The sequence below is a fragment of the Sphingomonas sp. GW821-FHT09B04 genome (assembly GCF_059418285.1).
The window spans coordinates 433,295-458,414 of record NZ_JBWKPO010000001.1 but is presented as its reverse complement, the minus strand read 5'-3'; the positions used below and the strand labels follow the sequence as shown (position 1 = coordinate 458,414).

31 protein-coding genes and 2 pseudogenes are annotated in these 25,120 nt (G+C 66.8%); 18 read left to right on the top strand and 15 right to left on the bottom strand.

From position 1 onward, the window contains the following. Nucleotides 1–2: 2 nt before the first annotated feature. Genes flgK through AC07NK_RS02140 form a run of 11 tightly spaced genes read right to left on the bottom strand, consistent with a single transcriptional unit; the run spans nucleotide 3 to nucleotide 8,106 of the window. The gene (gene flgK / locus AC07NK_RS02190; RefSeq protein ID WP_495168923.1) at nucleotides 3–1,337 is read right to left on the bottom strand and encodes a flagellar hook-associated protein FlgK; all 1,335 of its coding nucleotides are present in this window, start codon (nucleotides 1,335–1,337) and stop codon (nucleotides 3–5) included. Further along, on the bottom strand, nucleotides 1,334–1,678 hold the full coding sequence (locus AC07NK_RS02185; RefSeq protein ID WP_495168922.1) for a rod-binding protein: 345 nt from the start codon (nucleotides 1,676–1,678) through the stop codon (nucleotides 1,334–1,336). The genes flgK and AC07NK_RS02185 overlap by 4 nt, the downstream gene beginning before the upstream one ends. Next, the gene (locus tag AC07NK_RS02180; protein ID WP_495168921.1) at nucleotides 1,675–2,769 is read right to left on the bottom strand and encodes a flagellar basal body P-ring protein FlgI; all 1,095 of its coding nucleotides are present in this window, start codon (nucleotides 2,767–2,769) and stop codon (nucleotides 1,675–1,677) included. Before AC07NK_RS02180 ends, AC07NK_RS02185 begins: the two co-directional genes overlap by 4 nt. An 11-nt stretch (nucleotides 2,770–2,780) precedes the next feature. Further along, a complete protein-coding gene (locus tag AC07NK_RS02175; RefSeq protein ID WP_495168920.1) occupies nucleotides 2,781–3,467 on the bottom strand; it encodes a flagellar basal body L-ring protein FlgH in 687 nt (228 codons plus the stop codon). Between the two features lie 10 nt (nucleotides 3,468–3,477). Continuing rightward, nucleotides 3,478–4,266 (bottom strand): flagellar basal-body rod protein FlgG, encoded by a 789-nt coding sequence (flgG, locus tag AC07NK_RS02170; RefSeq protein ID WP_495168919.1) that lies wholly within the window; start codon nucleotides 4,264–4,266, stop codon nucleotides 3,478–3,480. 59 nt (nucleotides 4,267–4,325) lie between these two features. Further along, nucleotides 4,326–5,069 (bottom strand): flagellar basal-body rod protein FlgF, encoded by a 744-nt coding sequence (flgF, locus tag AC07NK_RS02165; RefSeq protein ID WP_495168918.1) that lies wholly within the window; start codon nucleotides 5,067–5,069, stop codon nucleotides 4,326–4,328. Nucleotides 5,070–5,094: 25 nt separating this feature from the next. Continuing rightward, nucleotides 5,095–6,384, bottom strand: a complete 1,290-nt coding sequence (flgE, locus tag AC07NK_RS02160; protein ID WP_495168917.1) for a flagellar hook protein FlgE — start codon at nucleotides 6,382–6,384, stop codon at nucleotides 5,095–5,097. Nucleotides 6,385–6,411: 27 nt separating this feature from the next. Further along, nucleotides 6,412–7,101 (bottom strand): flagellar hook assembly protein FlgD, encoded by a 690-nt coding sequence (locus AC07NK_RS02155; RefSeq protein ID WP_495168916.1) that lies wholly within the window; start codon nucleotides 7,099–7,101, stop codon nucleotides 6,412–6,414. Continuing rightward, complete coding sequence (gene flgC, locus AC07NK_RS02150; RefSeq protein ID WP_447727610.1) at nucleotides 7,101–7,514, bottom strand: flagellar basal body rod protein FlgC; 414 nt, start codon at nucleotides 7,512–7,514, stop codon at nucleotides 7,101–7,103. The genes AC07NK_RS02155 and flgC overlap by 1 nt, the downstream gene beginning before the upstream one ends. A gap of 2 nt (nucleotides 7,515–7,516) precedes the next feature. Further along, nucleotides 7,517–7,870, bottom strand: a complete 354-nt coding sequence (gene flgB / locus AC07NK_RS02145) for a flagellar basal body rod protein FlgB (RefSeq protein ID WP_495168915.1) — start codon at nucleotides 7,868–7,870, stop codon at nucleotides 7,517–7,519. A gap of 35 nt (nucleotides 7,871–7,905) precedes the next feature. Beyond that, nucleotides 7,906–8,106: a hypothetical protein gene (locus tag AC07NK_RS02140; RefSeq protein WP_495168914.1), complete on the bottom strand. Its 201-nt coding sequence runs from the start codon at nucleotides 8,104–8,106 to the stop codon at nucleotides 7,906–7,908. On the opposite strand from AC07NK_RS02140, the gene AC07NK_RS02135 reads away from it, so the two are divergent. From AC07NK_RS02135 to AC07NK_RS02100, 8 genes are all read left to right on the top strand, one after another. Next, nucleotides 8,105–8,794: a motility protein A gene (locus tag AC07NK_RS02135; protein ID WP_495168913.1), complete on the top strand. Its 690-nt coding sequence runs from the start codon at nucleotides 8,105–8,107 to the stop codon at nucleotides 8,792–8,794. The two genes, AC07NK_RS02140 and AC07NK_RS02135, sit on opposite strands and share 2 nt — an antisense overlap. After that, the gene (locus AC07NK_RS02130) at nucleotides 8,791–9,309 is read left to right on the top strand and encodes a flagellar motor protein MotB (protein WP_495168912.1); all 519 of its coding nucleotides are present in this window, start codon (nucleotides 8,791–8,793) and stop codon (nucleotides 9,307–9,309) included. Before AC07NK_RS02135 ends, AC07NK_RS02130 begins: the two co-directional genes overlap by 4 nt. A gap of 13 nt (nucleotides 9,310–9,322) precedes the next feature. Then, entirely contained in the window at nucleotides 9,323–9,844 is a 522-nt protein-coding gene (locus AC07NK_RS02125) for a flagella basal body P-ring formation protein FlgA (protein ID WP_495168911.1), read from the top strand. Between the two features lie 67 nt (nucleotides 9,845–9,911). Continuing rightward, the gene (gene flgM, locus AC07NK_RS02120) at nucleotides 9,912–10,199 is read left to right on the top strand and encodes a flagellar biosynthesis anti-sigma factor FlgM (RefSeq protein ID WP_495168910.1); all 288 of its coding nucleotides are present in this window, start codon (nucleotides 9,912–9,914) and stop codon (nucleotides 10,197–10,199) included. Further along, nucleotides 10,186–10,506, top strand: a complete 321-nt coding sequence (locus AC07NK_RS02115) for a flagellar protein FlgN (protein WP_495168909.1) — start codon at nucleotides 10,186–10,188, stop codon at nucleotides 10,504–10,506. Before flgM ends, AC07NK_RS02115 begins: the two co-directional genes overlap by 14 nt. A 172-nt stretch (nucleotides 10,507–10,678) precedes the next feature. After that, the gene (locus AC07NK_RS02110) at nucleotides 10,679–11,563 is read left to right on the top strand and encodes a lytic transglycosylase domain-containing protein (RefSeq protein WP_495168908.1); all 885 of its coding nucleotides are present in this window, start codon (nucleotides 10,679–10,681) and stop codon (nucleotides 11,561–11,563) included. 5 nt (nucleotides 11,564–11,568) lie between these two features. Further along, a complete protein-coding gene (gene flhA, locus AC07NK_RS02105; protein WP_495168907.1) occupies nucleotides 11,569–13,671 on the top strand; it encodes a flagellar biosynthesis protein FlhA in 2,103 nt (700 codons plus the stop codon). Beyond that, the gene (locus AC07NK_RS02100; protein ID WP_495168906.1) at nucleotides 13,668–14,411 is read left to right on the top strand and encodes a sigma-70 family RNA polymerase sigma factor; all 744 of its coding nucleotides are present in this window, start codon (nucleotides 13,668–13,670) and stop codon (nucleotides 14,409–14,411) included. The genes flhA and AC07NK_RS02100 overlap by 4 nt, the downstream gene beginning before the upstream one ends. A 90-nt stretch (nucleotides 14,412–14,501) precedes the next feature. On the opposite strand, the gene AC07NK_RS02095 is transcribed toward AC07NK_RS02100, so the two are convergent. Beyond that, nucleotides 14,502–14,849, bottom strand: a complete 348-nt coding sequence (locus tag AC07NK_RS02095; protein WP_495168905.1) for an antibiotic biosynthesis monooxygenase family protein — start codon at nucleotides 14,847–14,849, stop codon at nucleotides 14,502–14,504. Then, nucleotides 14,846–15,151, bottom strand: coding sequence for an NIPSNAP family protein (locus tag AC07NK_RS02090; protein WP_495168904.1), 306 nt, complete (start codon nucleotides 15,149–15,151; stop codon nucleotides 14,846–14,848). The genes AC07NK_RS02095 and AC07NK_RS02090 overlap by 4 nt, the downstream gene beginning before the upstream one ends. Before the next feature lie 65 nt (nucleotides 15,152–15,216). On the opposite strand from AC07NK_RS02090, the gene AC07NK_RS02085 reads away from it, so the two are divergent. Genes AC07NK_RS02085 through AC07NK_RS02075 form a run of 3 tightly spaced genes read left to right on the top strand, consistent with a single transcriptional unit; the run spans nucleotide 15,217 to nucleotide 16,557 of the window. Beyond that, nucleotides 15,217–15,885: an ArsR/SmtB family transcription factor gene (locus AC07NK_RS02085; RefSeq protein WP_495168903.1), complete on the top strand. Its 669-nt coding sequence runs from the start codon at nucleotides 15,217–15,219 to the stop codon at nucleotides 15,883–15,885. After that, nucleotides 15,886–16,239: a YbaN family protein gene (locus AC07NK_RS02080; protein WP_495168902.1), complete on the top strand. Its 354-nt coding sequence runs from the start codon at nucleotides 15,886–15,888 to the stop codon at nucleotides 16,237–16,239. 9 nt (nucleotides 16,240–16,248) lie between these two features. After that, a complete protein-coding gene (locus AC07NK_RS02075; RefSeq protein WP_495168901.1) occupies nucleotides 16,249–16,557 on the top strand; it encodes a hypothetical protein in 309 nt (102 codons plus the stop codon). A 156-nt stretch (nucleotides 16,558–16,713) separates the two neighbouring features. Here AC07NK_RS02075 and AC07NK_RS02070 read toward each other — a convergent pair. Both AC07NK_RS02070 and AC07NK_RS02065 read right to left on the bottom strand, forming a co-directional pair. Further along, nucleotides 16,714–17,109, bottom strand: a pseudogene (locus AC07NK_RS02070) (flagellin); the annotation flags it as partial. A gap of 558 nt (nucleotides 17,110–17,667) precedes the next feature. Continuing rightward, nucleotides 17,668–18,075: pseudogene (locus AC07NK_RS02065) on the bottom strand (flagellin N-terminal helical domain-containing protein); the annotation flags it as partial. Between the two features lie 249 nt (nucleotides 18,076–18,324). On the opposite strand from AC07NK_RS02065, the gene AC07NK_RS02060 reads away from it, so the two are divergent. The 7 genes from AC07NK_RS02060 to AC07NK_RS02030 are packed head-to-tail and all read left to right on the top strand — an operon-like array spanning nucleotide 18,325 to nucleotide 25,109. Further along, a complete protein-coding gene (locus AC07NK_RS02060; protein WP_495168900.1) occupies nucleotides 18,325–19,572 on the top strand; it encodes a sigma-54 interaction domain-containing protein in 1,248 nt (415 codons plus the stop codon). After that, nucleotides 19,569–19,937 (top strand): flagellar hook-basal body complex protein FliE, encoded by a 369-nt coding sequence (gene fliE / locus AC07NK_RS02055; RefSeq protein WP_495168899.1) that lies wholly within the window; start codon nucleotides 19,569–19,571, stop codon nucleotides 19,935–19,937. Before AC07NK_RS02060 ends, fliE begins: the two co-directional genes overlap by 4 nt. A 1-nt stretch (nucleotide 19,938) precedes the next feature. Next, on the top strand, nucleotides 19,939–21,624 hold the full coding sequence (fliF, locus tag AC07NK_RS02050) for a flagellar basal-body MS-ring/collar protein FliF (RefSeq protein ID WP_495168898.1): 1,686 nt from the start codon (nucleotides 19,939–19,941) through the stop codon (nucleotides 21,622–21,624). 1 nt (nucleotide 21,625) lies between these two features. After that, a complete protein-coding gene (gene fliG / locus AC07NK_RS02045) occupies nucleotides 21,626–22,636 on the top strand; it encodes a flagellar motor switch protein FliG (RefSeq protein ID WP_495168897.1) in 1,011 nt (336 codons plus the stop codon). Further along, on the top strand, nucleotides 22,629–23,348 hold the full coding sequence (locus AC07NK_RS02040) for a FliH/SctL family protein (RefSeq protein ID WP_495168896.1): 720 nt from the start codon (nucleotides 22,629–22,631) through the stop codon (nucleotides 23,346–23,348). The genes fliG and AC07NK_RS02040 overlap by 8 nt, the downstream gene beginning before the upstream one ends. 8 nt (nucleotides 23,349–23,356) lie before the next feature. Continuing rightward, nucleotides 23,357–24,685, top strand: coding sequence for a FliI/YscN family ATPase (locus tag AC07NK_RS02035; RefSeq protein ID WP_495168895.1), 1,329 nt, complete (start codon nucleotides 23,357–23,359; stop codon nucleotides 24,683–24,685). Next, nucleotides 24,678–25,109: a hypothetical protein gene (locus AC07NK_RS02030; protein ID WP_495168894.1), complete on the top strand. Its 432-nt coding sequence runs from the start codon at nucleotides 24,678–24,680 to the stop codon at nucleotides 25,107–25,109. Before AC07NK_RS02035 ends, AC07NK_RS02030 begins: the two co-directional genes overlap by 8 nt. Nucleotides 25,110–25,120: the final 11 nt, after the last annotated feature.

Sequence of the window (25,120 nt, the reverse complement as noted above, 5' to 3'; positions counted from 1 at the left end):
GATCACCGGATGTTGAAGATGGTGTCGAGCGTCTCGCGCGCGATCTGGATGACGCGACTAGACGCCTGATAGGCTTGTTGGAAGCGTATCAGGTCAACCGCTTCCTCGTCGATATTGACGCCCGTGACCGAATCGCGCGCGGCGGCGGCATTGGAGCGGATCGTCGACTGTACTTCGGCGACCGAGCGGCGCGCAGCGAGCGCGCTGGCATTGTCGGTGGTGAGCGTGGTCAGGCTGCCCTCGAACTTGCCGTCCTTGCGCAGCGTCGCCAGCGCAGTGAGGTTGCCGTTGTTGCGCTCGCCTCCGCCCGGCGACGCTGCGGCGATACCGCGCGGATCGTCGAGCACGAGCTTGAAGTCGGACGCGCCGGTGGCGCTGAACATCGCCGCGCCGGCATTGCCGTCGAGATTGTGGCCCCCGGCCTGGACGGTGTTGACGCCATTGGCGACACCCACCGCGATCCGGTTGAGCGCGTCGCGCGCGTCGGCGATCCGTGCCGCACCCTCGGCAATCCCGGCCATCGTACCGCCGCCCGGGTTGAGCGCGTGCGAGCCGTCGATGCCGTACACCGCGAAGGAAACCGACCCGTTGGGTCCGCGCGCATAGGTCGCGACCGCGGCCTGATCGCCCTGCACGAGCAGCGGCCCGCCGCCACCCGCCTTGACGGTGGCGCGGCCGGAGGCGTCGAAGCTGGCGCTGACATCGGTGAGCGCGCTCATCGATTCGAGCAGCCGGTCGCGCTCGTCGAGCAATGCGGCTTGCGAACTGGTGCCCTGCGATACGCGGCCGAGCGCTGAATTGACCTTAGCGAGGCTGGTGGTCAGCGTGTTGAGCTGATCCGCCATCGCATCGGCCGACTGGTCGAGATCGTTCAGTGCACCGTCCAGCGCCGCGCCGGTGGCGGAGAAGCTGCTGGCGAGGCTGGCTGCGGCCTGAAGCATCGTCGCGCGCGGCGCGCTGGCCGAGGGATTGGCGGCGAGCGCGGTCGCCGAGTTGAAGAAAGCGGTCAGGCGCTCGTCGAGCTTGTTGCCCGTGAGCGCGCCCTCGATCCGGTTGAGCCACACCGCGCCCGCCTCGCTGCGTGCGAGATCGGAGCCGGCGCTGCGCACCTCGGCTGCGCGGAGGTCGCTGGCCGAGCGGGTGATACCCGAAACGGTGACGCCAAGGCCGTTGAGGACGCGGTTCGATCCGTCGCTGGGCGCGGCGACCTCGCGCGTGCCCGTGACGCGGCGCGAATAGCCCGCGGTGCCGGCATTGGCGATGTTTTCCGACGTCGTGGTCAGCGCGGTCTGATACGCGCGGATGCCACTGGTGCCGATCGAGAGCATGTCGGTCATTTGGGTTCACCTTCCGCCGGCGGCGCGGTTTCGGCGACGCTTCCGGCCCTGGCGAGGAACGCGGTCATCGCCTTGCCGATACCCATCGGCGTATGCGTGGACATGTTCTCGGCCAGCTTCTGATCCTGCATGTCGCGGAACTGATCGAGCGCCTGGCTTTCGAACAGGCTGTCGGCCAGCTTCGCCTTGCGCATCGAGGACAGCATCATCTTGGTGAAGATCGCCTCGAACTGCTCGCCCGCCTTGTCCAGATTGTCGCGCGTGCCGAGGCGCGCGGTATCGGTCGAGACCGTACCAGCCAGCTTGAGCGTTGCGGGAGAAGGCGCGCGAAGGTCGGTCACAGGACGATCAGTTCGGCTTTGAGCGCGCCGGCCTGCTTCAGGGCCTCGAGGATCGCGACAAGGTCAGCCGGGGACGCGCCGATCGCGTTCACCGCCTTGACCACATCGGCAAGCTTCGGACCCGGTTCCAGCAGGAACATCGGACGCTTCTCCTCCTCTACGCCAACACCGCTGCGCTGTTCGACCGCGGTTTCCCCCTGGCTGAACGGCGCCGGCTGGCTGACGCGCTGGGCTTCATCAATACGAACAGTGAGTTTACCATGTGTTACCGCCGCCGGGCTGACCCGGACCGCTGAATTGATAACGACCGTTCCGGTGCGCGCATTAACAATTACTTTCGCCGCAGCTTCGGCGGCGTCGACGGTGAGATTCTCGATCTCGCTCATCAACTGCGCGCGGACGTCGGCGCCCGGCTTTGCCGTCACCGCGACCGATACGCCGTCGACCGCGCGCGCGGTACCGAAGCCGAAGCGGCCGTTGATCGCGTCCGCGACGCGCTGTGCCGTGGTGAAGTCCGCGCGGGCGAGGTTGTAGGTGAGGTTGGGCGTATCGGCGAAGCCGGTCTCGACCGCGCGCTCGACCGTCGCACCCTCGGGGATGCGGCCCGACGAGGGCGTGTTGACGACGATCTGCGATCCGTCCTTGCCCTCCGCGCCGAGACCGCCGACGGCAAGGTTACCCTGCGCCATCGCATAGATCTGGCTGTCGGCACCGATCAGCGGAGTCAGCACCAGCGTGCCGCCGCGCAGCGACTTGGCCTTGCCCATCGACGAAACGGTGATGTCGAGCTTCTGCCCGGGCTTGGCGAAGGGCGGCAGTTCGGCGGTGATCATCACCACTGCCGCGTTCTTGAGCGCCGGGTTGACGCCCGGCGGCAGCGCCAGTCCGAAGCGGGCGGTGACGCCCTTCATCGACTGGACGGTATATTCGAGATTGTCGTCACCCGTGCCCGGAAGGCCGACGACGATGCCGTAGCCGGTCAGCTGGTTCGATCGGATGCCCTGGAACCCGCCGAGATCCTTGATCCGCTCGGCCGCGACGGGCTGGGCGAACAGGATGGCGGCGAGCAGGGCGGCGAGGAAGCGGATCATATCGGTTTTCCTCAGAACGGGCTGATGACCGAGAAGAAGCGGCTGAGCCACCCCTGACGGCTGGCGCGGGCGACATCGCCCTTGCCGGTGTAAGCGATACGGGCATCGGCGACGCGCGTGGAGGCGATGCGGTTGTTGGCATCGATATCGGTCGCGCGGACCACACCCTTGATCTGGACGAATTCGTCGCCGCGGTTGAGCGTCACGCGCTTCTGCCCCTGCACGAGCATCGTGCCGTTGGGATAGACCGCGGCGACGGTGACGGTGACTTCGCCCGACAGCGCGTTCGACTGGTCGGCGCTGCCCGCCCCCTTGAAGTTGCGCTTGCCGCTGATGCTGGCGTCGCTCTGGTTGAACAGGTTGAGCGCGCCGGTGGTCGGCGGGGTCAACCCGAAGCCGCCGCCGCTGTCGAGCTGCGAACCGGCCGACTTGGACGCGCTGGTGCGCTCGACCAGCACGATCGTCAGCGGATCGCCGACGCGGCGTGCGCGCGTGCCTTCGTGCAGCGCGGCATAGCCATCGCTCGCCTGAAAGATCGAACCGTTGGCCGGTGCAATTGCAGCAGGCGCGGAGGGAAGCGAGGCGCTGAAGTCTTCCTTTGGCGCCTTCTTCCCGAACAGCTGCGCATGCGCGGGCTGGGCGAGGGCGATCGCCGCGACGATCGCGGCACCGGTGAGCAGGCCTGCGGCGAACTTCATCAGCTGACCCTCAGAGGTTCTGGTTGACATATTTGAGCATCTCGTCGGACGCCGAGATCATCTTCGAATTGACCTCATAGGCGCGCTGGGTCTCGATCATGTCGACCAGCTCTTCGACGACGTTGACGTTCGATCCCTCGAGCATGCCCTGACGGATCTTGCCGCGGCCATCCTGCCCGGCGATGCCGAGATTGACCGCGCCGCTGGCCGAGGTTTCGACCAGGAAATTGTCGCCGATCGCCTGAAGCCCCGCCGAATTGGGGAAGGCGGCGATCTGGATCTGGCCGATCTGGCTCGATTCGGTCTGGCCGGGAACGGTCGCGGAGACGGTGCCGTCGGTGCCGACGGTGATCGCAGTCGTGCCCTCCGGGATCGTGATGCCCGGCATTACCTGATACCCCTCGGCAGTCACCAGCAGCCCCTCGGGCGAGCGGGTGAAATTGCCGGCCCGGGTATAGCCGAGCTGGCCGCCGGGCATCTGCACCTGGAAGAAGCCGTTGCCGTCGAGCGCCATGTCGAGCGAACCGCCCGTGGTCTGGAACGAACCCTGGGTGTCGATCCGCGCGGTGCCCTGAACGCGCACGCCGGTGCCGAGGTTGAGGCCGGTGGCGTATTGCGTCTCCGACGTGCTCGCCGAGCCGGGCGCGGTGACGACCTGATAGGCCAGCGCCTCGAACGACGCGCGGTCGCGCTTGAAGCCCGTGGTGTTCACGTTGGCGAGGTTGTTCGAGATCACCCGCATGCGCGTGTCCTGAGCGTCGAGCCCGGTGCGCGCGATGTGCATTGCTGCGGAACCCATAACCTATTCCTTCCTCAAATCTCTCAGTTCACGCGCATCAAAGACGCGGTGCTGATGTTTCAGCTGACGCGCATCAACGACGCGGAACTCTCGTCCATGTTCTTCGCTTCGCGGAGCAAATTGGCCTGCACCTCGTAGCTGCGCTGGTTCTCGATCATGTCGACCAGCGACTGCGTGAGGTTGACGTTCGACTGTTCGAGCGATCCGGTCTGGACGCGTGCCTCCATGTCGGCGGGCAGTACGCCGCCGCCGCGGACGTGAAGCAGATTGTCCAGTCCCTTGACGGTCTTGCTGCCCTGGTCGCTGACCAGCTTGAGCTGGTCGATCACCTGCGGCGGGGCGGCGGGATCGGCGCCCGGCGGGACGATCGAGATGGTGCCGTCGTCGGCGACCATGATCTTGTCATGTGGCGGCACGGTGATGGGGCCCCCCGACCCCATCACCGGGAAACCGTCGCCGGTTTCCAAGACGCCACTCGGCGCGATACGGAGATCACCGCGCCGTGTGTAAGCCTCGCTGCCGTCGGCAGCCTGAACGCCAAGCCAGTTGTCGCCTGTGATGGCAACGTCGAGCCCGCGGCCGGTCTGGACGACCGTGCCCGCGCGCCGGTCCATGTCGACGACGGTTTCCGCGCTGGGCAAGCGGCTGTTGTGCCCGTCGCCCTTGATCATCAGCCGTTCGAAATTGACCCGGTCGGCGCGGAAGCCGATGGTGGAGGCATTCGCGATGTTGTTCGCGATCGTCGCCTGCGCGTCCATCTGGCCCTTGAGCCCCGACAGCGCGGTATAGACGAGTCTGTCCATCGCTTGTGCCTCCTAACCTGTGAAATCAGCTGCGGATGTTGAAGATGGTCTGCGAGATCTGGCTCGCGGTATCGAGCGCCTTGGCATTCGCCTGGAAGTTACGCTGTGCCGCGATCAGCCCGACCAGTTCCTCGGTAATGTCGACGTTCGACCGTTCGATCGCGCCCGACATCAGCCCGCCAAAGCCGTTCGAGCCCGGCTCGCCGAGGCGCGGCTCGCCCGACAGACCGGTGGCGGCCCAGGTCGAGTTGCCGAGCTGGCGCAGGCCCGAGGGGTTGGAGAAGTTCGCGAGCGCGATCTTGCCCAGCGCCTGACTGTCGCCGTTGGAGAAGCTGGCGCGGACGGTGCCGTCCTCGCCCACGGTTACGCCGTCGAGCTGGCCGACGGCCTTGCCGTCCTGCGTGCGGTTGTTGACGCTGAACGGCTGGCCGAGCTGCGTGGTCGCGGCGCCGAAATCGAGCGTGAGCGTCTGCTCGGTCGTGCTGGTGCCGACGGTGAACGGCGCGAACTGGGTCGGCGTGGTCGGCGAGGTGATCGCACCGCTCGAGTCGAAGGTCAGCGAGACCGGCTGCGGGTTCGACGCGCTGGTGCCGAGCTGCTTGTCGCCGACGAATGAGTAGACCGACCAGGTGCTGGGCGCGGTCGAGGTTTCGCGGACGAAATAGTTGGTCATCGTCAGCGGGTTGCCGCTGGCGTCATAGATCGTCGTCTGGGTCGAGTTGTTGTAGGTGCCCGGATCGAAGCGGTCGAACGCATAGGGCGTGTCGGGGGTGAAGCGCGACGCGTTCTTGGGGATCGACGCATGCGCCGACAGGTTGAGCGCGAGCTTCACATTCTTGGTTGCCTCGGGCACGCCGCTGGTCTGCGGCAGGCGCAGGTTGACGGTCGAACCCAGGCCGGTCGCGATCACCGCGCCCGAGCCGTCGACCGGATAGACCTGAAGGTACGACCCCTGCGAGTCGGTGACATAGCGCTCGCTATCCACGAGGAAGCTGCCGTTGCGCGTGAAGTTGACGCCGGCGGCGTCGAGGCTCGGCTTGACCGCGAAGAAGCCGTCGCCCGAGATCGCGATGTCGAGGCTGGACGAGGACTGTTGCGTGCCGCCCTGGCCGAACTGCTGCCGGATCGCCTTCACCGTGGTGCCCGAACCGATCATCTGGTTGGGGTTGAGCGAGACGCTCGATGCGATGACGTCGGCGAACTCGGTGCGGCTCTTCTTGAAGCCGTTGGTCGAGACGTTCGACAGGTTGTGGCTGATGGTCGACATGTCGGTCTGCGCCGCCTGAAGACCCGAGAGCGAGGTATAAAAGGACATTGCTTATGCTCCTTGGAAAGCGAGTGTTCAGCCGATCTTGCGGACGGCTTTGGCGGAAACCTGACCGATGCCGGGCAGGGTGAGGACGGGGTTGCCGTCGCTGCCCATCGCCACCGCGGTGACGGGGGCCCAGACGAGCGGCTTGGCGGTGACCGCGCCACCATCGGCGTTCTGCGCGGCGACACGGATCTTGAACGGGCCGTTTCCGGCCTTTTCGCCAGTGTCGGTCTTGCCGTCCCACTCGAACTCGAGCGGGCCCTTGGGCGCCTTACCGAGTGCGACGTTCTTGAGGATCTCGCCGTTCGGTCCCTCGATCACGACGTTGACCTCCTGGGCGTCGGCGCCAAGTTCGATCACGCCGCCGAGCGTGCCGTCGGTGCGCGGATAGGCGGTGCTGCCCTCGGTCAGTACGGTGCGGCCGACCCACGAGACGAGGTCCGTGGTTGTGGTCCCGCCGAGCTTCCCGGCGATCGCCTGCAGCGTCGTATTCATCTCGCTGATGCCGGCGAGCGACGAGAATTGCGCCATCTGGGCGACCATCTGCGTGTTGTCGACCGGATCGAACGGATCCTGGTTCTTCATCTGCGCGGTCATCAGCGTCAGGAAGTCCGCCTGGCCGAGGGTCGATTTCCCGCCCTTGGCCGGGGCGTTCTTGTCGCCGCCGCCGGTACGCCCGATGCCGAGCTTGTTCATCACATCGTCAAAGCCGGTGGCCATTAGCTGCGTCCCAGGTTGAGCGTCTGGGTGATCAGCGTCTTCGCCGTCTGCATCACCTCGACATTGTTCTGATAGGTGCGCGCGGTCTCCATCATGTCGACCAGCTCGCGGGTCTCGTCGACCGCGCTTTCCCAGATGTTGCCGTCCTTATCAGCCATCGGATTGCCGGGGTCGTAGCGCTTGGTCGGTGCCTCGCCCGCAGTAACGACGCTCTCGACGTCGACGGTGGCGAGATTGTTCGCGGCGTCGAAGGCGGTGCGGAAAACCGGCTTCTGGGTGCGATAAGCCTCGGCCGCCGACGACGCGACCTGGCCGACATTGGCGAGGTTCGATGCGGTGGTGTTCATCCGCACGAGCTGCGCCGACATGGCGCGGCCCGCGACCTGGAAGATGCTGAGCGGCTGATCCGGCATCGTTATTCTCCCTTCAGCGCGCGCGTGATGGTGGAGATGCGCCCGTTCAAAAACGCGAGCGTCGTCTGATAGGCGACGGCGTTCTCGGCAAAGGCGGTCTGCTCGGTCGACAGCTCGACGGTGTTGCCGTCGAGGCTCGGCTGGAGCGGAATGCGGAACTTGGTCGCGCCCTCGATCGGATCGGTGCCCGCCATTCCCGGCGTCTCGATCGCGCTCAGCGCTTCCTTGAAATCGATGTCCTTGGCCTTGTAGCCGGGCGTCGAGGCGTTCGCGATGTTCGACGCGAGCACGCCCATGCGCTGCGAGCGCACTGCGAGCGCCGCACCGTGCACCCCGAAAAGACTGTTCTGACCCATGCTATGCGTCCTCCGCACATTTGTTCACGGCCTTCCTAGCAATGGGCGTGCCAGTTTCCGGGTTTGCGGTTGAAATGGTCCGGATTGCCGGAAAGCGCCCAGCGAGCGGCAAGATGTTGCCGGTGGCGGCAATCGATTTTGCCGGTTTTGCCGGTCGCTGCCGCCGCATTGCCGGTGGCGGCCTCGCACGGTGGTGAGAACCGCAATTGGCCCGGTGCTTGCAAAGAATCGCGCATGAACATTGCCGCGCTTTCCCAACCCGCCACCGCCGCGACCGCGCTGGTGCCCGGTACTTTCCTCGATCCGCTCGCGATCGGGATCGTGCTCGGCGGCACCGCGCTCTCGATGGTGCTGCGCAATCGGCTTGGCGATGTCGGCCGCGCGCTGGCGGCACTGACCGTGTTGTGGCGGCGGCCATTCACCGCTGACTCGCTGCTCGGCCAGATCGCGGCGCAGGAACGGATCGCGCACCGGCATGGCCTGTTCTCGCTCGACCGCGCCGTGATCGGGGATTCCGACATGGCAGCTGCGATCGAGGCGGCGGTCGATGGTGCTTCGCCCGAACAGATCGAGCGGCTGGTCTGCGACCGCGTGACGGCGCGGGCCGAGCGGCATCGCGCCGCGATCGAAGTGTGGACCGGCGCGGCCGAGGCGGCGCCGGCGATGGGGCTGATCGGGACGATCCTGGGCCTCGTCCAGATGTTCGCGTCGATGCAGGATCCCGAGACGATCGGCGCGGCGATGGCCGTCGCACTGCTCGCGACACTCTATGGCGCGCTGGTCGCCAATCTGATCGCGATGCCGGTGGCGTCGCGGCTCAAGCGGCTCGCGCGGGCCGAGACGACTGAGCGGTTACGGCTCGCCGCGCCGCTCGCACACCTCGCGACGCTCGAACGCGCGCGCAAGCGGGAGATCGCGGCGTGAGTGCCCGCCTTTCCGCCGACATGTGGGACGAGATCGCGCCCGCGCGGTCGGTGTGGCTGATCACGCTCGCCGATCTCGCGCTGCTGCTGGTTGGTTTCTTCGTGCTGCTCCAGGCCAATCGCGAACTGGATCGCGAGACGCTGCTCGCCGGGCTGCGTGCCGGCTTCGGGATTGAGGACAGCGCGCCCGCGCCGATGGCCGTCGCGATGGCGCGGGTCGAGGGGTTCGGCGAAGCCTCGGCCGATGCCGATCCGCGCGGGGCGATCCTGTGGGCGCGCGACGCGGCGCGCGACACGCGCACACGTATCACCATCACCGGATCGACCGAGGGCGCGCGCGACATCGACGCAGCTACCGGCAGCGCCGCGATCCTCGCGGCCGATCGCGCGCGCGCGGTTGCCGTAGCGTTGGTCCGCAGCGGCGCGGCCGATCCGGCACGCATCGCTATTGTCACCGATCCCGGCAAGCGCCGGGCCGTCACCCTTTCCGTCGGCTTTGCCGGCGGCACGCATTGAAATGGAGGCAAACATGATCGCCCTTCTCCTTCCCGCGCTGATCGCCGGTGCAACGCCCGCAGCCTTCCAGTCCACCGACACGCTCGACCGGCTGGTCGAGCAGTTCGCGGGCGCGCCGATCGGAATGGAAGGCGGCGCGCGTGCGCCGGTGGACAAGCGGCTCAGGCTCGCCGCGTGCGATGCACCGCAACTGAGCTGGCGCTCGGCGGCCGAGGATGCGGTGGTGATCCGTTGTCAGGGGCCGCAGCAATGGCGCGTCTTCGTGCCGGTCAATGCGCTGCCCAGGCCAGCCGCGCCCGCGGTGACGGCGATGCCGGTGCCCGCGGTGGCCAAGCCGGCAACGGTCATCAAGCGCGGCGATCCTGTGCTGATCGAAGCAGGTGCTGCCGGCTTCTCGATCACGCGCGAGGGCATGGCCGTGGCGGATGCCGCTGCCGGCGCGCGCGTGATGATCAAGGTGGACGACAAGCGTCCGCCGGTCGCCGCGATCGCACTCGAACCGGGCCGTGCGCGGCTGCCCGGATTCGGCGAGTAATTTTTTCCTAAAGCTTGCCGCCGCGCGGTCGTTTTTGCGTATGTCCGCAGAATAAAGGGTCGCAGACATGGTTGATCCAGTCGGCTTCAAGCCTGCATCTATTGCCGACCGGCGCATGACGCCGGTAGCTCCGGCCGCGCCTGTGAAGGCGGCGGACGGCGTGACGCAGGCTGCCCAGACCAGCACCGCGGCTTCGATCACTCAGGCTGCCGCCGCGAGCGCACCGGTCGATGCCGAGCGCGTCTCGCGGATCAAGAAGGCGATCGCGGACGGCAAGTTCCCGCTGGTCCCTTCGACCGTTGCGGACCGGTTGCTCGCGCTCAAGCTTCAGTGGAATCCGCATGACCCGGCGTGACGCTCTCGTTCGCGTGATCGACGCGCTGCACGCTGAGATCGATGCGCTGAAGGCGAACGACGTCGCCGCGCTCGAGCGCGCGACGCGCGAGAAGCTGATCGGAATCGACGCGGTGGGGGCCGCGAACGACGACGAACCCGAACTCTCGCCCGAACTCAAGGCGCTGGCCGATGAGGCGCACCGCCTCAACGAGACCAGCCGCATCTATGTCAACCTGATGGCCGCCAATGTCCGGCGGCGATTGCAGGTGCTGACCGGCAATAGTTTGCCGTCCTACCGGCCCGGCATTGCCGGAACGCTTGCCTGATCGTTTGCGTCGCTGATGCGACGCGCGGCACCGGCCCGCTCCCCCACCCGGCCACCCACACCGTAGACTAGCTGGGTGGCCGGGTGGGGGAGCGGGCCGGTGCCGCCTCCCATTAAGAATTGGCACGCCTCTTGCTGAACACCTCCTACCCAGGGGGAAGAGCAAGAGTCCGATGACTATACCTTCGATCGGAGCCAGAACGAACGTCACCACGGCGATCGCTGCGGCCAGCCAGAAGACCGGTATCGACTTCAACTATCTGCTCGGCCAGGCACAGGTCGAAAGCGGGATGCGCAGCAATGCACGCGCCCGCACCTCGAGCGCTACCGGTCTCTATCAGTTCATCGAGCAGAGCTGGCTCGGCGTGGTCAAGGAACATGGCGACAAGCACGGCATGGGCTGGGCGTCGGACAGCATCCGCCGCACCTCCTCCGGCCGTTTCGTCGTGAGCGATCCGGCGGCGCGCCAGGCCATCCTGTCGATGCGCAACGATCCCGAAGCCGCGTCGCTGATGGCCGCCGAACATGCCAGCGACAACAAGGACAGCCTTGAGAGTTCGCTGGGCCGCGAAGCCAATGGCACCGATCTCTATATGGCGCATTTCCTCGGCATCGGGGGCGCGCGGAAATTCCTGCGCGCAATGGACGCGAACCCGGGTCAGTCCGGCGCCAACCTGTTCCCCGCCGCCGCGCGCGCCAATCGTGGGGTCTTCTATACTTCGGACGGTTCGCCGCGCTCGCTTGGCCAGATCTATGAGCGGTTCGCCGGCAAGCTCGACAAGGGCGCTGCTTCGGCTGGCGCGACCGGCCTTGCGTCGGGGAACCTTGCCTCGGGCCAGCTCGATGCGAAGTTCCAGCAGCTCGTCCAGTCGCTCGGCCCTGATGCCGAAGTCGTGCTGGGCAATGGCGCTGTCGGACAGGACCGCAAATGGCTGGCGACGCTCGACCAGCTGCAAACCGCCGGGCGCGGGACGGCCGAGCGCGCGATCAATCCGCTGCGCCCAACGCCTGAGACCGCCAAGCTTGCTTACATGATGCTCGCGAGACTGGGAGCGTAACCCGCGTGAACGCACTTGCACTCAAAGGGGGGATCGCCCCCGCACTGAAGAGTTTCGCCCTGCCCGTCGCTATCCTCGTGCTTGTCGCGATGATGGTCGTGCCGGTGCCGACCTTCCTGCTCGACACCTTCTTCATCATGAACATCGTCATCAGCCTTGCTGTGCTGATGGTCGCGCTGAACGCGCAGAAGCCACTGGACTTCTCCGCCTTCCCGACCGTGCTGTTGTTCGCGACGCTGTTCCGCCTCGGTCTCAACGTCGCCTCGACGCGCGTGGTGCTGGGGCATGGACATGAGGGCGAGGCTGCGGCCGGCCATGTGATCGAGGCGTTCGGCACCTTCATGATCGGCGGCGACTATGTCGTCGGCCTGTTCGTGTTCGCGATCCTGATCATCATCAACATGATCGTGGTGACCAAGGGTGCGGGCCGCGTGTCCGAAGTCTCGGCGCGCTTCACCCTCGACGCCCTGCCGGGCAAGCAGATGGCGATCGACGCCGATCTCAACGCCGGCCTGATCACGCCTGACGAAGCCAAGGCGCGTCGTGTCGAAGTCTCGACCGAAGCCGATTTCTACGGCGCGATGGACGGTTCGTCCAAATTCGTGAAGGGCGACGCGATCGCCGGCCTGCTGATCCTGTTCATCAACATCATCGGTGGCCTGATCCTCGGCCCGCTCAGCCACGGCCTGTCGATCGGCGAAGCGGCGCAGACCTATGTGCTGCTCGCGATCGGCGACGCACTGGTCGCGCAGATCCCGGCGCTGCTGCTGTCGATCGCCGCCGCCGCGATCGTCACCCGCGTCAGCGCGAACAAGGATCAGGATCTGGCCAGCCAGATCGGTAGCCAGTTCGCCAGCCACAAGACCTGGACCCCGGTCGCGGTGATCATTGCCCTGCTCGGCGTGATGCCGGGCATGCCCGCCTTCATCATCCTGCCCGCCGCCGCCGGCTCCGGCTTCATGGCGTGGAAGATGTATCAGGCGAGCAAGCGTCCGGCCGCGCCGGCCGAAGCGATCGACGCCGAACCCACCGATCCCTCGAAGATCGGGTGGGACGAGGTCACCGACAATATGCAGGTGATGATCGACATCGGTTACGGGTTGGTACCGTTGATCGACGAGCGCCGCGGCGGCGCGCTGATGGGCCGCATCACCGGCGTGCGCCGTCAGTTGTCCAAGGAACTGGGCTTCGTGGTGCCGCAGGTGCGGGTGCGCGACGACATCAACCTCAACCCCTTCACCTATCGTATCGTCGTCGGCGGTGTGGTGATCGGCGAGGACACGGTCTCGCCCGACGAGGTGCTGGCGCTCGACACGGGACAAGCGGTGGGCACCCTCAATGGCAAGCCCGGCAAGGATCCGACCTTTGGGCTCGACGCGATGTGGATCTCGCCCGCCGACGCCGATGCGGCGACCGGTCAGGGCTGGCTGGTGGTCGATCCGGGCACCGTCATGGCGACTCACCTCAATCAGGCGCTGATCTCGAACGCGTCGGACCTGCTCGGTCCCGACGAAGTGCAGGCGCTGCTCGACGGGCTGCGCGAGCGTGCGGCGCAGCTGGTCTCGGCATTGTCGCCGAACCCGCTGCCGATCACGACGCTCACTCAGGTGCTGCGCGGGCTGTTGGCGGAGAACATCCCGCTCAAGGAGTTCCGCCGTATCGCCGCTGCGATCGCGATGGCCGCGCAGAAGACCCACGACGCCGACGAGATCATCGAGCTGATCCGCCCCGAACTCGGCCAGCTGATCATCCAGCGGCTGTGCGGAGTGCGCGAGCCGCTGCGCGTGATGACGCTCGAAGGCCAGCTCGAGGCGTTGCTGGGTCAGGCGGTCCGTTCGGACCCGGCCAAGCGCAACACGATCGAGCCGGATCTCGGCCGCCGTATCGTCGACGCGCTTCAGCATGCTGCTCAGCCCTTGGTCTCCGAGGCCAAGCCCTTCGCCCTGGTCGTCCAGCCCTCGATCCGCATCGCGATCCGCAAGCTGGTCAAGACCTGTCTGCCGGATACCCCCGTGATGAGCTTCTTCGAAGTGCCTGAGGACAAGTCGGTTGAAGTGGTCGCCGTGATCGGCGCGCCGGAATCCCAGCCCGCGCTGGTGCCGGCATGAACTTTCAGCCCTCACCCAATGAGTTCGCGCTCACCTATGGCCGCAACGGCGAGACGAAGCGCGACATGGACGCCCTCGTGCGCAAGCACATGCCACTGGTCCGCCGGCTCGCCTGGCATGTCCATGGATCGATGAGCAGCCTGATCGATGTCGAGGATCTGGTGCAGATCGGCCTTGTCGCACTGGTCGAGGCTGCGGCGAGTTTCGAGGATCGCGGCCTCGTGAGCTTCGACCAGTATCTGCAGACGCGGGTACGCGGCGCGATGATCGACGAGTTGCGGCGGCAGGCGACGCTGACTCGCGGCGCGATGAAGCGGCGGCGTGTCTATAACGACGCGGTCGGAGCGCTGACCGACGAGCACGGTAAGCGGCCGGACGAAGCCGCGGTCGCCTCGCGGCTTGGGGTCACCGTCGACAAGCTGCGCAGCGACTATGCCAGCGCGGAGGCGGTACGCTTCGATTCGATCGATGAGGTCTATTCGGACGAAGGGCCATGGTTCATGTCCGACGAACCGTCGGCGTTCGACCAGCTCGCCGATGCCGACCAGCGCGAGGCGCTGATCGCGGCGATCGCCGAATTGCCCGAGAAGGAGCAGCTGGTGATCCAGCTCTATTATGTCGAGGAATTGAATCTGGAGGAGATCGGTCAGGTGCTCGGCGTGGGTGCGGCGCGCGTCTGCCAGATCAAGAAGAGCGCGCATGACCGGCTCAAAAAGGGGCTGATGCGACGCATGGGATAGGACGGGTCCGGTGCCGGGGGGCGCCGGTTCCATAGGGGGCAGGGGTGGAAGCGTGCCGGGGGGCGCGTTTCCGCCCCTTCTTTATTGGGCTTAATCGGTGTGTTCGGCCCGGCTGTCGGACGGCGCGCTGGCGCGGTCGTTGAGGCCATAGTCGCGTACCACCGCCGCAATCCGCACGCGGTAGTCGCGGAACACCCCGCCACGCCCGGCCGCCTGCGCGCCGCGATGCCGGGGACGGTTGCGCCACTCGGCGATCGCCGCCTCGTCGCGGAAGAAGGAGAGCGAGAGCAATTTTCCGGGCGTAGTCAGGCTCGCATAGCGCTCGACCGAGATGAAGCCGTCGATCGCCTCGAGATCGGCGCGCAGCGATGCAGCGATGTCGAGATAAGCCGTCTCCTGCCCGGCGGCGGGTTCGGATTCGAAGATCACCGCGATCATGACATCACCTTGCGCAGGAAGATGCGGTCTTCGCGCCGGATGAACCCCTCGTCGGCGGCAAAGGCGAAATTCTCGCGCCCGCCGGGATCGTCGCGCAGCCGGGCGCGATAGGCTTCGTATGCGGCCAAATTCTCGATTTCGTAGATGCCGTAGGCGGTCGTCGCCGACCCCTCGTGCGGCGCATAATAGCCGATGAGCTGCGCGCCGCAGCGCGGGATCGCATCGTTCCACCCGCGCGCATAATGTTCGAAGGCATCGATGCGGAACGGATCGATTTGGTAGCGGATGAAGCAGGTGATCATGAGGGTCCTCCTGTCCGCACCGATAGCCGATTGTTCGACGCCTATGCTTCGGCTATGACCGAACTATGCAGGACGGCCCTTCCATCTCGCGCGTCGCGGCGCTGATCGGCGATCCGGCGCGCGCCAACATGCTGGTCGCGCTGATGGACGGGAGGGCGTTGACGGTGAGCGAGCTGGCGCAATGCGCGGGTGTGGCACTGCCCACCGCGTCGGGGCATCTTGCGCGGCTCAGCGATGCCGGGCTTGTGGTGCCGGCGCGGCAGGGGCGTCATCGCTATTTCCGGCTCGATAATGGCGATGTCGCCGCGACGATCGAGCTGCTGATGGGGATCGCCGAGCGGACGGGCGCCAAGCCGGTCCGTCCAGGTCCGCGCGACGCGGCGATGCGGCAGGCGCGGGTCTGCTACGATCACCTTGCCGGGGAGCGCGCGGTGCGACTCGCCGAGAAGCTGGTGGCCGAGGGAAGCGTCACTGCGGGTGAGACGCCGCGGATCACCGATGCCGGGCGGGCCCGATTCGATGCGTTGGGCGTGGTGCTGCCATCGCACGGCCGCCGCCCCGAATGCCGCATTTGTCTCGACTGGAGCGAGCGGCGCAACCATCTCGCGGGCGCGCTCGGCGCGGCGATCCTCCAGCATGTGCTGGGGCAGGGCTGGGCGAAACGTGGGCCGGGCCGCGTGATTGCATTCGACACCGCCGGGGCCGCTGCGTTCGACAAGGTCTTCGGCCTCTAGATGCGGCGGCACCTCTATATCGCCGCGGGGTTCGCCAGCCTCGGCCTTGCGGTGATCGGCGCGATCCTGCCGGTGATGCCGACCACGGTGTTCGTGATCCTCGCTGCCTGGTGCTTCGCGCGCGGTTCGCCGCGGCTCGAGCGCAAGCTGCTCGAGCATCCGAAGTTCGGGCCACATATCGTGCGCTGGCGTGAGAAGGGGGCGATCAGCCGCGGCGGGAAGAAGGCCGCGACGGTCGCGTTCGCGGTGAGCATCGCGCTGACCCTGATTTTCTCGCCGATGCCCTGGCCGCTGGTGACGATCGCCGCCGCCGTCCTGGTCGGCGGCTGGATCTGGACCCGGCCCGAGGGTTAGGAGGCGGGAATGACGCGTCTTCGCCGTACCAGGACAGCCGCATTGGCCGGGATCTGCATCGCGATCGGGATCGCGATCGGTCTTTGGATACCGCGCGGCGCTGGGGTTTCATCGGTGAGCCCGAATGCCGTCCCTGGTTCCGCAAAATCGTCAGATCGACCAAATGGCCGAGCGATGTATTCGCCGGACATCCAGCATGATGCGTATGTCCGACAGGAACAGCTCAAGGTTGTGGAGATGCTTGAGCAGCAATGCCGTTCCAGCGGCAAGGATTGTGCGCTGGCCAAGGCTGCGCGCGAGGCGCTCGATAGAAACTGATCTGTTCCTTTAGCTGCGCGATTGTGCGTCCTGCCCCCAAAGAAAGACCCCGGCGGCCTTTCGACCACCGGGGCTTCCTTGCATGCCCCTCCTCCGAGGAGGAGGGAGACCGGCCGTGATGCCTGTCAGGGGGGTGACACCCCGACCGGCACACGCTTAGCGAAGCAGAGAGAGAACGCCCTGCTGCGACTGGTTGGCCTGCGCCAGCATCGCGGTCGATGCCTGGTTCAGGATCTGCGCCTTGGCGAGCGCGGTCGTCTCGGCCGAGAAATCGGCGTCTTCGATCCGGCTGCGTGCTTCGGCGAGGTTGCTGGTCGTGGTCGTCAGGTTGGCGACGGTCGATTCGAGGCGGTTCTGCACCGCACCAAGGTCGCCACGGCCTGCCGAGATCTTGTCCAGCGCCGCGTCGATCACCGCCATCGCCGCCGAAGCACCGCCCTGGGTCGCGATCGAGATGCCCGAGGTGGTGGCTTCGCTGAAGCCGGCATCGGCTTCGCCGGCACCGCTGATCGCGATGTTCTTGCCCGGCTCGGCGGTCAGCGTGACCTTGCCTTCGAGAACGCTGGCAGTGCTGCTCAGCGTCACCGCTGCGCCGCCGGCATCCTTGACGTTGGTGAACACGCCGTCGCCGTCGGTCAGGCTGATGTTCGAGCCGTCCTTGCTGGTCAGCTTGATCTTGCCGTCGTCGGTCAGGCTCGCCTGGATGTTGCTGCCCGAACCCAGCACCTGGTTGATGCGGTTCGCGACTTCGCTGGCCGTATCTTCGTTGGTGAAGGTCACGGCGGTGCTGCCGATCGTGAGCGTGTCACCCGACGCGATCGAGCCGACATCGGCGGTCACTTCGTTTTCGGCAGTAGCCTTGACGCCGGTGGTCGCCGTCTTGGCGTTGACCGCATCGGCCACTGCCTTGGCGTCGACGCTGGCAACCGCGCCCACGTCTTCACCGTTGATCACCAGATCGCCGGCCGCGAGCGCGGCGTTGACGACGCCGCCCTTGACCTGTGCCTGAAGGCCCAGTTCCGAGGTGCTGGTCTTGACCATCTTCATCGAGATCGTCTCGCCGGCGTTGATGCCGGTCTGCAGCTTGACCTCGCCGAAGCTGCCGTCGAGCAGCTTGACGCCGTTGAAGTTGGTGGTCTCCGAAACGCGGCCGATCTCGGCGACGAGCTGCGAGACTTCGGCCTGCAGCGTGGTGCGGTCGCTGTCGCGCAGCGTGCCGCTCGACGACTGGGTCGCCAGTTCCTTCATGCGCTGAAGCATGTTGGTGACTTCGCTCAGCGCGCCTTCAGCGGTCTGCGCAAGGCTGATGCCGTCATTGGCGTTGCGGATCGCAACGGCCATGCTCTTGACCTGCGAGGTCATGCGGCTCGCGATGGCGAGGCCCGCTGCGTCGTCCTTGGCGCTGTTGATGCGCTTGCCGGTCGACAGACGCTCCATGGCAGTCTGCAGGCTCGACGAAGCGACCTTGGACGCGTTCGCGGCGCGAAGGCTCGCGATGTTCGTTCCGATAACAGTCATGTCTTGTCTCCGTTCAGTCCGGCGTCCTCGCTTACCCCCCTGAATGCGAAGGAGATCGGGCCGCCACAGGGGGGAACGACAGGCTGAGACCGGGATTAAGCAATTTTCTGAACCACGCCTCGCGCGCGCCTTCGCGTATGTGCGTGAGAGCGCGCGCGGCAATCTGAAGCCGCAACGGCCGATTTTTGCCGTTTGGTTTACCACTCGTTTACCATCAATCCTGCATCACGCTCCCAACAGGGGGAATGAATGCAGACGATCTTTCCGTCAGCCGCGGTACTTCGGCAGCACTATGCGCTGGTCTCTTCGCTTCGCGCGCAGGGATTTGCGATCGGGGCGGCCGACAAGGTCAAGCCGATGCCGGGCGATCTGTTCATGATCGTCGAGGGTGAGGCGCCGCCGGTTTCGGCCCGCACGCTGGTGCTGGCCGAGGGGCCGGTCGCCGCAATCCCCTTCCATGACGGCAACCCCGCACGGCTGAGCTTCGGTCCCGAGGATGCGGCGATTGCCAGTGGTTTCGCCAGCGCGATGCTGCGCGGCGCGCACGCCCCGGTTGCCGCGGATCCCGAGAGCCTCGCGCTCTATGCGCTCGCCGAGCGCGTTGCCGCCGCCGACATTACCGTGCTGATCAACGGCCCCACCGGCACCGGCAAGGAAGTGTTGGCCAAGGCGATCCATCTGGGCAGCACCCGCCGCGACGGCCCGTTCATCGCGGTCAACTGCGCTGCGCTGCCCGAGACGATGCTCGAGGCACTGCTGTTCGGCCACCAGAAGGGCTCGTTCACCGGCGCGAATGCGGCGGGCGAAGGCTTCTTCCGCGCCGCCAATGGCGGAACGTTGCTGCTCGACGAAGTTGCAGAGATGCCGCTGGCGCTTCAGGCCAAGCTGCTGCGCGCACTGCAGGAGCGCGAAGTGGTGCCGATCGGCGCGACCAGCCCTGAAAAGATCGACGTCCGCGTCATCGCCTGCGCCAACCGCGACCTCCAGACCGAGGTGGCCGAGGGCCGGTTCCGCGCCGACCTTTACTATCGCCTGTCGGTCTTCCCGCTCTCGACCCGTGAGCTCGCCGATCGTCCGGGCGATGTCGCCGCACTCGCCTCGGCGATGGTGCTGCGTCACGCCGGCAATCGCGCGCGCCTGCCCTGGGTGACGCGCGATGCGCTGGCGGTGCTCCAGTCGCACGACTGGCCGGGCAATGTCCGCGAGCTCGAGAATGTGATCCAGCGCGCGTTGCTGCTTTGCCCGGGCGATGCGATCACCGCCGATCACCTGATCTTCGACCGTGCCCCCGCCGCCGCCCCGGCGCAGGCGGAAGGCACGCTCAGCAACATCGTCCAGCTCAGCGAATTCGCGGCGATCCGCGAGACGCTGGCGCAGTGCGGCGGCAGCCGCACCGAAACCGCGAAGCGCCTCGGCATTTCGGAGCGCACGCTGCGCTACCGCCTCGCCAAGGCGCGCGAGCAGGGTGAAGACATTGTTCGGAGGGCCACGGCATGAGCATCGGTGGCGTAGGCGGGGCAGGCGGCATCGACCGCGTCATGCAGCTCCGCGCCCAGATCCTCGAGCGCAACGAAGCGCTCCAGCGCGCGACCAGCGGTGCGGCGGCTCCGGCCACGGCGCCGATCGGCCAGCCGACCGGTCCGGCGAGCTTCGCCGACACGCTGGAAAACGCATTGCAGCAGGTCAACGGCGCGCAGAGCCGCGCCAGCGATCTCTCCGCCTCGTACGAGCGCGGCGAGACGGTCGACATCGCCAAGGTGATGCTCGCCCGCCAGGAGGCGTCAGTCGGGTTCGAAGCGACGCTTCAGGTCAGGAACAAGCTCCTGACCGCCTATCGTGACATCATGAGCATGCCGGTCTGATATGAGCAACGCAGTCTCCGTCTCTGACGCGCCCGCCGTTCCCGCCAACGCCAATGGCTTTGGGGGGAGTGGCGGTTTCGCCAATCCGCTGAGCCAGATGCGCTCGGTCTTCTCGCAGCCTGCGGTCAAGCGCAGCCTGCCGCTGATCTTCATGGTCGGCCTGATCGGCGCCGCTGCGCTTGCGTGGATGGCGCTAGCGACCCCGCCACAGCGGGTGCTGTTTGCCAGCCTGCCCGAAAGCGACAAGGCCGCCGTGGCCGAAGCGTTGAGCGCGGCGAGCATCCCCAACGCGATCGACAACTCGGGCTCGCTCACCGTGTCCGAGGACAATTATCACAAGGCGCGGATGCTGCTCGCAGGGCAAGGCCTGCCCAAGGCGGCGCCCGGAGGTTACGCGCTGCTCGACCAGCTGCCGATGGGCGTTTCGCGCGCGGTCGAGGGCGAGCGTCTGCGCCAGGCGCGCGAGACCGAACTTGCCCGTTCGATCAGCGAAATCGACACCGTGGCCGAAGCGCGCGTCCATCTTGCGACGCCCGAGGCCACAGTGTTCGTCCGCGACAAGGCCGAACCATCGGCCTCGGTCATCGTCAAGCTTCAGCCGGGCCGTACGCTTTCCGACTCTCAGGTCCGCTCGATCGTCAACCTCGTCGCCTCGTCGGTGCCGGGGATGAAAGCCGAATCGGTGACCATCGTCGATCAGGCGGGCGCGCTGCTGAGCAAGTCGGGCCAGGAAGGCAGCGCGGGCGACGCGCGCATCGATTTCCAGCGCCGCGTCGAGGACAAGTATCGTCAGCAGCTGGTGCAGCTGCTGACGCCGCTGCTCGGCGCCGGGAACTTCACCGCTGAGGTGCAGGCCGACGTCGATCTGGACGAGAGCCAGGCGACGCGCGAGACCTTCGACAAGGCAAATGCCGTGCTGCGCGCCGAACAGGGCAACTGGACCGGTGCGCCGCGCGACGGTGCCGCCGCGCCCGGCGGTATTCCCGGTGCGCTCTCGAACGTCGCGCCCGCGCCTGCCACGGTCGCGACGCCGACTCCCGCAGCGACGCCGGCACCCGGTGATCCGGCGACTCCCACGGCGGCAGCCGCGGCTGCGGCGGGAATGAAGCAGAGCGACAGCTTCGCGCGCAGCTATGACAACGCCAAGGAAATCTCGGTCACCCGCGCCGCGCCGGGCAACATCCGCCGCCTGTCGGTCGCGGTGCTGCTCAAGGAGGAGCCGGGCAAGCCGCGCGGCCAGGTCGAAATCAAGCAGATCGACGATCTGGTGAAGGCGGCAGTCGGCTTCAACGCCGCGCGTCAGGATCAGGTGACCGTCGTCAGCCGCAAGTTCAGCACCACCGCCGACGCCGCGAGCGAAGGCCCCGCCTTCTACGAAAGCGGCTGGTTTGCGATGGTCGCGCGCAACGTCACCGCGGTGGTGATCGCGCTGCTGGTGCTGCTGCTCGGGGTGCGCCCGCTCGCTAAAGCCCTGCTCAAGAAGCGTGAGGATACCAATCGTGGCGGTGCGCTGCCGATGGGCGGTTCGGATGGCGTCGCGATGCCCGCACCGGTCAGCGCCGAGATGCTCGGTGCAGGCGGGGTGCCGCTCGGGGAACGAGTCGGGCTGGTGCGCGATTTCACCCGTGACAACCCCGCGCGTGCCGCATTGGCGGTGCGGGACATGATCAAGGCCGAGGGAAACTGAAATGAACGCTCCCCGTAGCTTTTCGGGCGTCGAACGTGCCGCGGTGCTGATGATGGTCGTCGGTGACGAAGAGGCCGCCGCGATTCTCCAGAAGCTCGATCCCGAGGAAGTCCGCCAGCTCGGCACCGCGATGATGAGCGTCGCCGATGTCAGCGAATGGGAGATGGCGCAGGTCCTCGACGACTTCACCGGTCGTGCGCAGGAGCGCAGTGCGATCCAGTTCGACCCGCGCCCCAAACTCGAATCGGTTGTTACCAAGGCGTTGGGTCCGGAACGCGCGAGCACGATCCTGTCGCGCATCCTGCCGCCCGAGCCGAATGAATCGATTTCGGTGCTGCAGTGGATGGACGCGAGCGAGATTGCGGCGATGCTGGAGGAAGAACATCCCCAGATTGCGGCGGTGCTGCTCGCTCATCTCGAACCCGCGACCGCCGGACAGGTGTTGGAAATGCTGCCCGAGGCAGTTCAGCCGCAGGTGCTGCGCCGGGTCGCCAAGCTGGGTCCGGTGACGCCAGATGCGCTCGCCACGCTGACCGCGCTGCTCGAACGCCATTCGGGCCAGCCGCGCCGCGTCGCGGGCGTCCAGATGGGCGGTACGCGCGAGGCGGCGAAGATCATGTCGAGTGTGCGCAAGATCACCGAACAGAAGGTGATGCCCAAGCTGGCCAAGCTTGATCGCGAGGTTGCGCGGGCGATTGAAGAGGCGATGTTCGTCTTCGATAACCTGCTCGAGCTCGACGACAAGAATATGGGCACCCTGCTCCGCAACATCGAAAGCGATGTGCTGGTCCGCAGCCTCAAGGGCGCGGACGAGGCGGCGCGCAACCGCTTCCTGTCGTGCATGTCGAGCCGTGCGGCCGATACGATCCGCGACGAGATGGAAGCGCGCGGCCCGATGAAGCTGGCCGAGGTGCTGGAAGCACAGAAGGTGATGATCGCCATCGCGCGGCAGCTGGTGAAGGACGGCACGATTACCATGCCGGGCAGCGGCGGGGACGACGACTATGTCTGATCCCGAGGGCTTCGTCCCGGGTCTCGCCGCACGCAGCGCGGGAATCGCCGAGGCGCTTCAGCGCGCCTTCGCTCCGCCCGAGGAATTCGCCCCGCGCGCGGTCCGCCCGCGCGATTCGGCTCCGGTCGAACCCAAGCATTTCAGTCCCGCAGACCCTGGCAACAAGCCCACCGAGGGTTGGGACCCGTTCGACCCCGAACCCGCACCGGAGCCCAAGGAATTCGTGGACCCGATCACCGCCGCACGTGCTGCCGGCTATGCCGAGGGACTGGCCGCAGGCCGCGCCGAGGCCGATGCCGCCGCTGCGCAACAGGCGGCGTTGCTTCAGCAGGTCAGCGACGCGCTTGCGCAGGGCGCGCATTTCGATCGTGAGCGCATGGCCGGGCATCTGCGCCAGACCGTGCTGCATCTGGTTGCCAAGATGATTGGCGAGACCGGCGTCGCGCCCGATGTACTCGCGTCGCGAATCGAAGCAGCGACAGACATGCTCGCCGACAGCGCCGAATCCGCGATTTTGCGGCTGCATCCCGACGATGTCGCCTCGGTCCAGAGCTATCTGCCCAAGACGGTCTTCCCGGTGGGTGATCCCAATGTCGCGCGTGGCGGTTTCGTCATCGAAAGCGCTTCGACCATTGTCGAGGACGGTCCCGACATGTGGCTCGAGCAGCTCGCGCAAGCCATCGACCGCGTTCCGATTCCGCCTTCCGTCTGAGGGACACGATGTTGAACCGATTCACCGCCGACTATCTCGACGGCCTCGCCTGCCGCGACTTTCGCCCGCAGGCCAAGGTGTCGGGGCGGCTTTCGTCCTATGACGGGTTGCTGATGGAGGCGGTCGGACTCTCGCTCCCCGTGGGTACGGTCTGCGCCATCGGCACCGGCACGAGCCGGGTCGATGCGGAAGTGATCGGTTTTCGCGGCGGCAAGACCTTGATGATGAATCTGGGCGGTCCTGCCGCCTTGCTTCCCAATGCGCCCGTGCGCCCCGTTGGCCCGCCGGGCGAGGCGGAGGTGGGCGCAGCAATGCTTGGCCGGGTCGTCGATGGCGCGGGTAAGCCGATCGATGGCCTCGGCCCGATTCGCGGCGCCGGCAAATGGCCGCTCGCGGGCAAGATCCAGTCGCCGCTCGACCGTGGCCGCGTGCTTCAGCCGATGGATGTCGGTGTGCGCGCAATCAACGGCCTTTTGACGATCGGCCAGGGCCAGCGCGTCGGCATCATGGCGGGATCGGGCGTCGGCAAGTCGGTACTGCTTGGCATGATGGTCCGTGCGGCCAAGGCCGATGTGATCGTGATTGGCCTGATCGGCGAGCGTTCGCGCGAAGTTTCCGACTTTCTCGAGACCAAGGTCGCGGGCGAAGCGCGCGCACGTTCGGTCGTGGTCGCCGTTCCCGCCAACCACTCGCCGGTTCTCCGCATTCGCGGCGCTCTGCGCGCCACTGCCATCGCCGAAGCCTTTCGCGACGAGGGCAAGAAGGTCCTCCTCATCATGGATTCGCTCACCCGCGTCGCGCATGCCGGCCGTGAGATCGGTCTTGCGCTGGGCGAGCCGGCCTCGGCGCGTGGCTATCCGCCCAGCGCGATCGCGATGCTGCCAAGCCTGATCGAGCGCGCGGGGACTGACGTTCATACCGGCGGGTCGATCACCGCGATCTACACCGTGCTGGCCGATGGCGACGACGGCAACGACCCCGTGGTCGATTCGGCGCGCTCGATCCTCGACGGGCATATCGTGTTGAGCCGGGCGCTTGCCGAACGCGGGGTCTATCCCGCGATCGACCTGGGTCCGTCGGTCAGCCGCGTGATGACCGACATCGCCGACAAGGAGCATGTCGCCGCCGCGCGCGTGCTGCGCCGCCACCTCGCGACGTACGAAGAGAATCGCGATCTGGTGCTGATGGGCGCCTATCGTGCGGGTGCAGATCCGGCGATCGACGCTGCCATCGCCTGCCACGATTCGGTGCTCGACTATATCCGTCAGGCCTATGATGAGACGGTCAGCCTCGAAGAAGCGGTGACCGAATTGGTCGGCGTCTTCGGCGATGCCTGATAAGCATCAGAAGAAGCTCGGTCGCCTGCTCCGTGTCCGCACACTTCAGCTCGACATGGTTCGGGCGAGCGAAGTGGCGGCGCAGACCAAGGTGAGCAACGAGGAAGCGTTGCGCGCCCGTATCGCTCAGCTCGCGCAGGGCGTCGCCCCGACGCCGGCGCCCAAGCCGGGCAGCGCCACCACGCTGATCGCCGCCGCGCATTATCGCGAACGCCTGCATCAGTCTGCCTTTGCTGCCGAGCGCCGCATCGCCGAGGCGCAGCGCGGACTCGACACGGCGCGCGCTGCGACGCGCGAGGCCAAGCGTGACCAGACCGCGATCGAGAAGCTGATCGAGCGCGCCGAGGCCAATGCCGCGCGCCGCGCAATGCGCGCGCTTGAGGATATGCCGGCGATTCCGAAGAAACGGCACGATCTTTGCTGAGTGGGCGGGGC

Excerpts from the sequence above, each read along its gene's own strand:
- AC07NK_RS02085 (WP_495168903.1), top strand. The coding sequence starts at position 15,217 with ATGCAGGACGGCCCTTCCATCTCGCGCGTCGCGGCGCTGATCGGCGAT.
- AC07NK_RS02030 (WP_495168894.1), top strand. The coding sequence starts at position 24,678 with ATGCCTGATAAGCATCAGAAGAAGCTCGGTCGCCTGCTCCGTGTCCGC.
- AC07NK_RS02060 (WP_495168900.1), top strand. The coding sequence starts at position 18,325 with ATGCAGACGATCTTTCCGTCAGCCGCGGTACTTCGGCAGCACTATGCG.
- AC07NK_RS02175 (WP_495168920.1), bottom strand. The coding sequence starts at position 3,467 with ATGAAGTTCGCCGCAGGCCTGCTCACCGGTGCCGCGATCGTCGCGGCG.
- flgG (WP_495168919.1), bottom strand. The coding sequence starts at position 4,266 with ATGGGTTCCGCAGCAATGCACATCGCGCGCACCGGGCTCGACGCTCAG.
- AC07NK_RS02095 (WP_495168905.1), bottom strand. The coding sequence starts at position 14,849 with ATGATCGCGGTGATCTTCGAATCCGAACCCGCCGCCGGGCAGGAGACG.
- flgB (WP_495168915.1), bottom strand. The coding sequence starts at position 7,870 with ATGGGTCAGAACAGTCTTTTCGGGGTGCACGGTGCGGCGCTCGCAGTG.
- AC07NK_RS02040 (WP_495168896.1), top strand. The coding sequence starts at position 22,629 with ATGTCTGATCCCGAGGGCTTCGTCCCGGGTCTCGCCGCACGCAGCGCG.
- AC07NK_RS02100 (WP_495168906.1), top strand. The coding sequence starts at position 13,668 with ATGAACTTTCAGCCCTCACCCAATGAGTTCGCGCTCACCTATGGCCGC.
- AC07NK_RS02035 (WP_495168895.1), top strand. The coding sequence starts at position 23,357 with ATGTTGAACCGATTCACCGCCGACTATCTCGACGGCCTCGCCTGCCGC.
- flgE (WP_495168917.1), bottom strand. The coding sequence starts at position 6,384 with ATGTCCTTTTATACCTCGCTCTCGGGTCTTCAGGCGGCGCAGACCGAC.
- flgM (WP_495168910.1), top strand. The coding sequence starts at position 9,912 with ATGGTTGATCCAGTCGGCTTCAAGCCTGCATCTATTGCCGACCGGCGC.
- fliE (WP_495168899.1), top strand. The coding sequence starts at position 19,569 with ATGAGCATCGGTGGCGTAGGCGGGGCAGGCGGCATCGACCGCGTCATG.
- AC07NK_RS02140 (WP_495168914.1), bottom strand. The coding sequence starts at position 8,106 with ATGCGCGATTCTTTGCAAGCACCGGGCCAATTGCGGTTCTCACCACCG.
- fliF (WP_495168898.1), top strand. The coding sequence starts at position 19,939 with ATGAGCAACGCAGTCTCCGTCTCTGACGCGCCCGCCGTTCCCGCCAAC.
- AC07NK_RS02125 (WP_495168911.1), top strand. The coding sequence starts at position 9,323 with ATGATCGCCCTTCTCCTTCCCGCGCTGATCGCCGGTGCAACGCCCGCA.
- AC07NK_RS02180 (WP_495168921.1), bottom strand. The coding sequence starts at position 2,769 with ATGATCCGCTTCCTCGCCGCCCTGCTCGCCGCCATCCTGTTCGCCCAG.
- AC07NK_RS02155 (WP_495168916.1), bottom strand. The coding sequence starts at position 7,101 with ATGGCCACCGGCTTTGACGATGTGATGAACAAGCTCGGCATCGGGCGT.
- flgC (WP_447727610.1), bottom strand. The coding sequence starts at position 7,514 with ATGCCGGATCAGCCGCTCAGCATCTTCCAGGTCGCGGGCCGCGCCATG.
- AC07NK_RS02080 (WP_495168902.1), top strand. The coding sequence starts at position 15,886 with ATGCGGCGGCACCTCTATATCGCCGCGGGGTTCGCCAGCCTCGGCCTT.
- AC07NK_RS02110 (WP_495168908.1), top strand. The coding sequence starts at position 10,679 with ATGACTATACCTTCGATCGGAGCCAGAACGAACGTCACCACGGCGATC.
- flgF (WP_495168918.1), bottom strand. The coding sequence starts at position 5,069 with ATGGACAGACTCGTCTATACCGCGCTGTCGGGGCTCAAGGGCCAGATG.
- AC07NK_RS02075 (WP_495168901.1), top strand. The coding sequence starts at position 16,249 with ATGACGCGTCTTCGCCGTACCAGGACAGCCGCATTGGCCGGGATCTGC.
- AC07NK_RS02115 (WP_495168909.1), top strand. The coding sequence starts at position 10,186 with ATGACCCGGCGTGACGCTCTCGTTCGCGTGATCGACGCGCTGCACGCT.
- flgK (WP_495168923.1), bottom strand. The coding sequence starts at position 1,337 with ATGACCGACATGCTCTCGATCGGCACCAGTGGCATCCGCGCGTATCAG.
- fliG (WP_495168897.1), top strand. The coding sequence starts at position 21,626 with ATGAACGCTCCCCGTAGCTTTTCGGGCGTCGAACGTGCCGCGGTGCTG.
- AC07NK_RS02135 (WP_495168913.1), top strand. The coding sequence starts at position 8,105 with ATGAACATTGCCGCGCTTTCCCAACCCGCCACCGCCGCGACCGCGCTG.
- AC07NK_RS02090 (WP_495168904.1), bottom strand. The coding sequence starts at position 15,151 with ATGATCACCTGCTTCATCCGCTACCAAATCGATCCGTTCCGCATCGAT.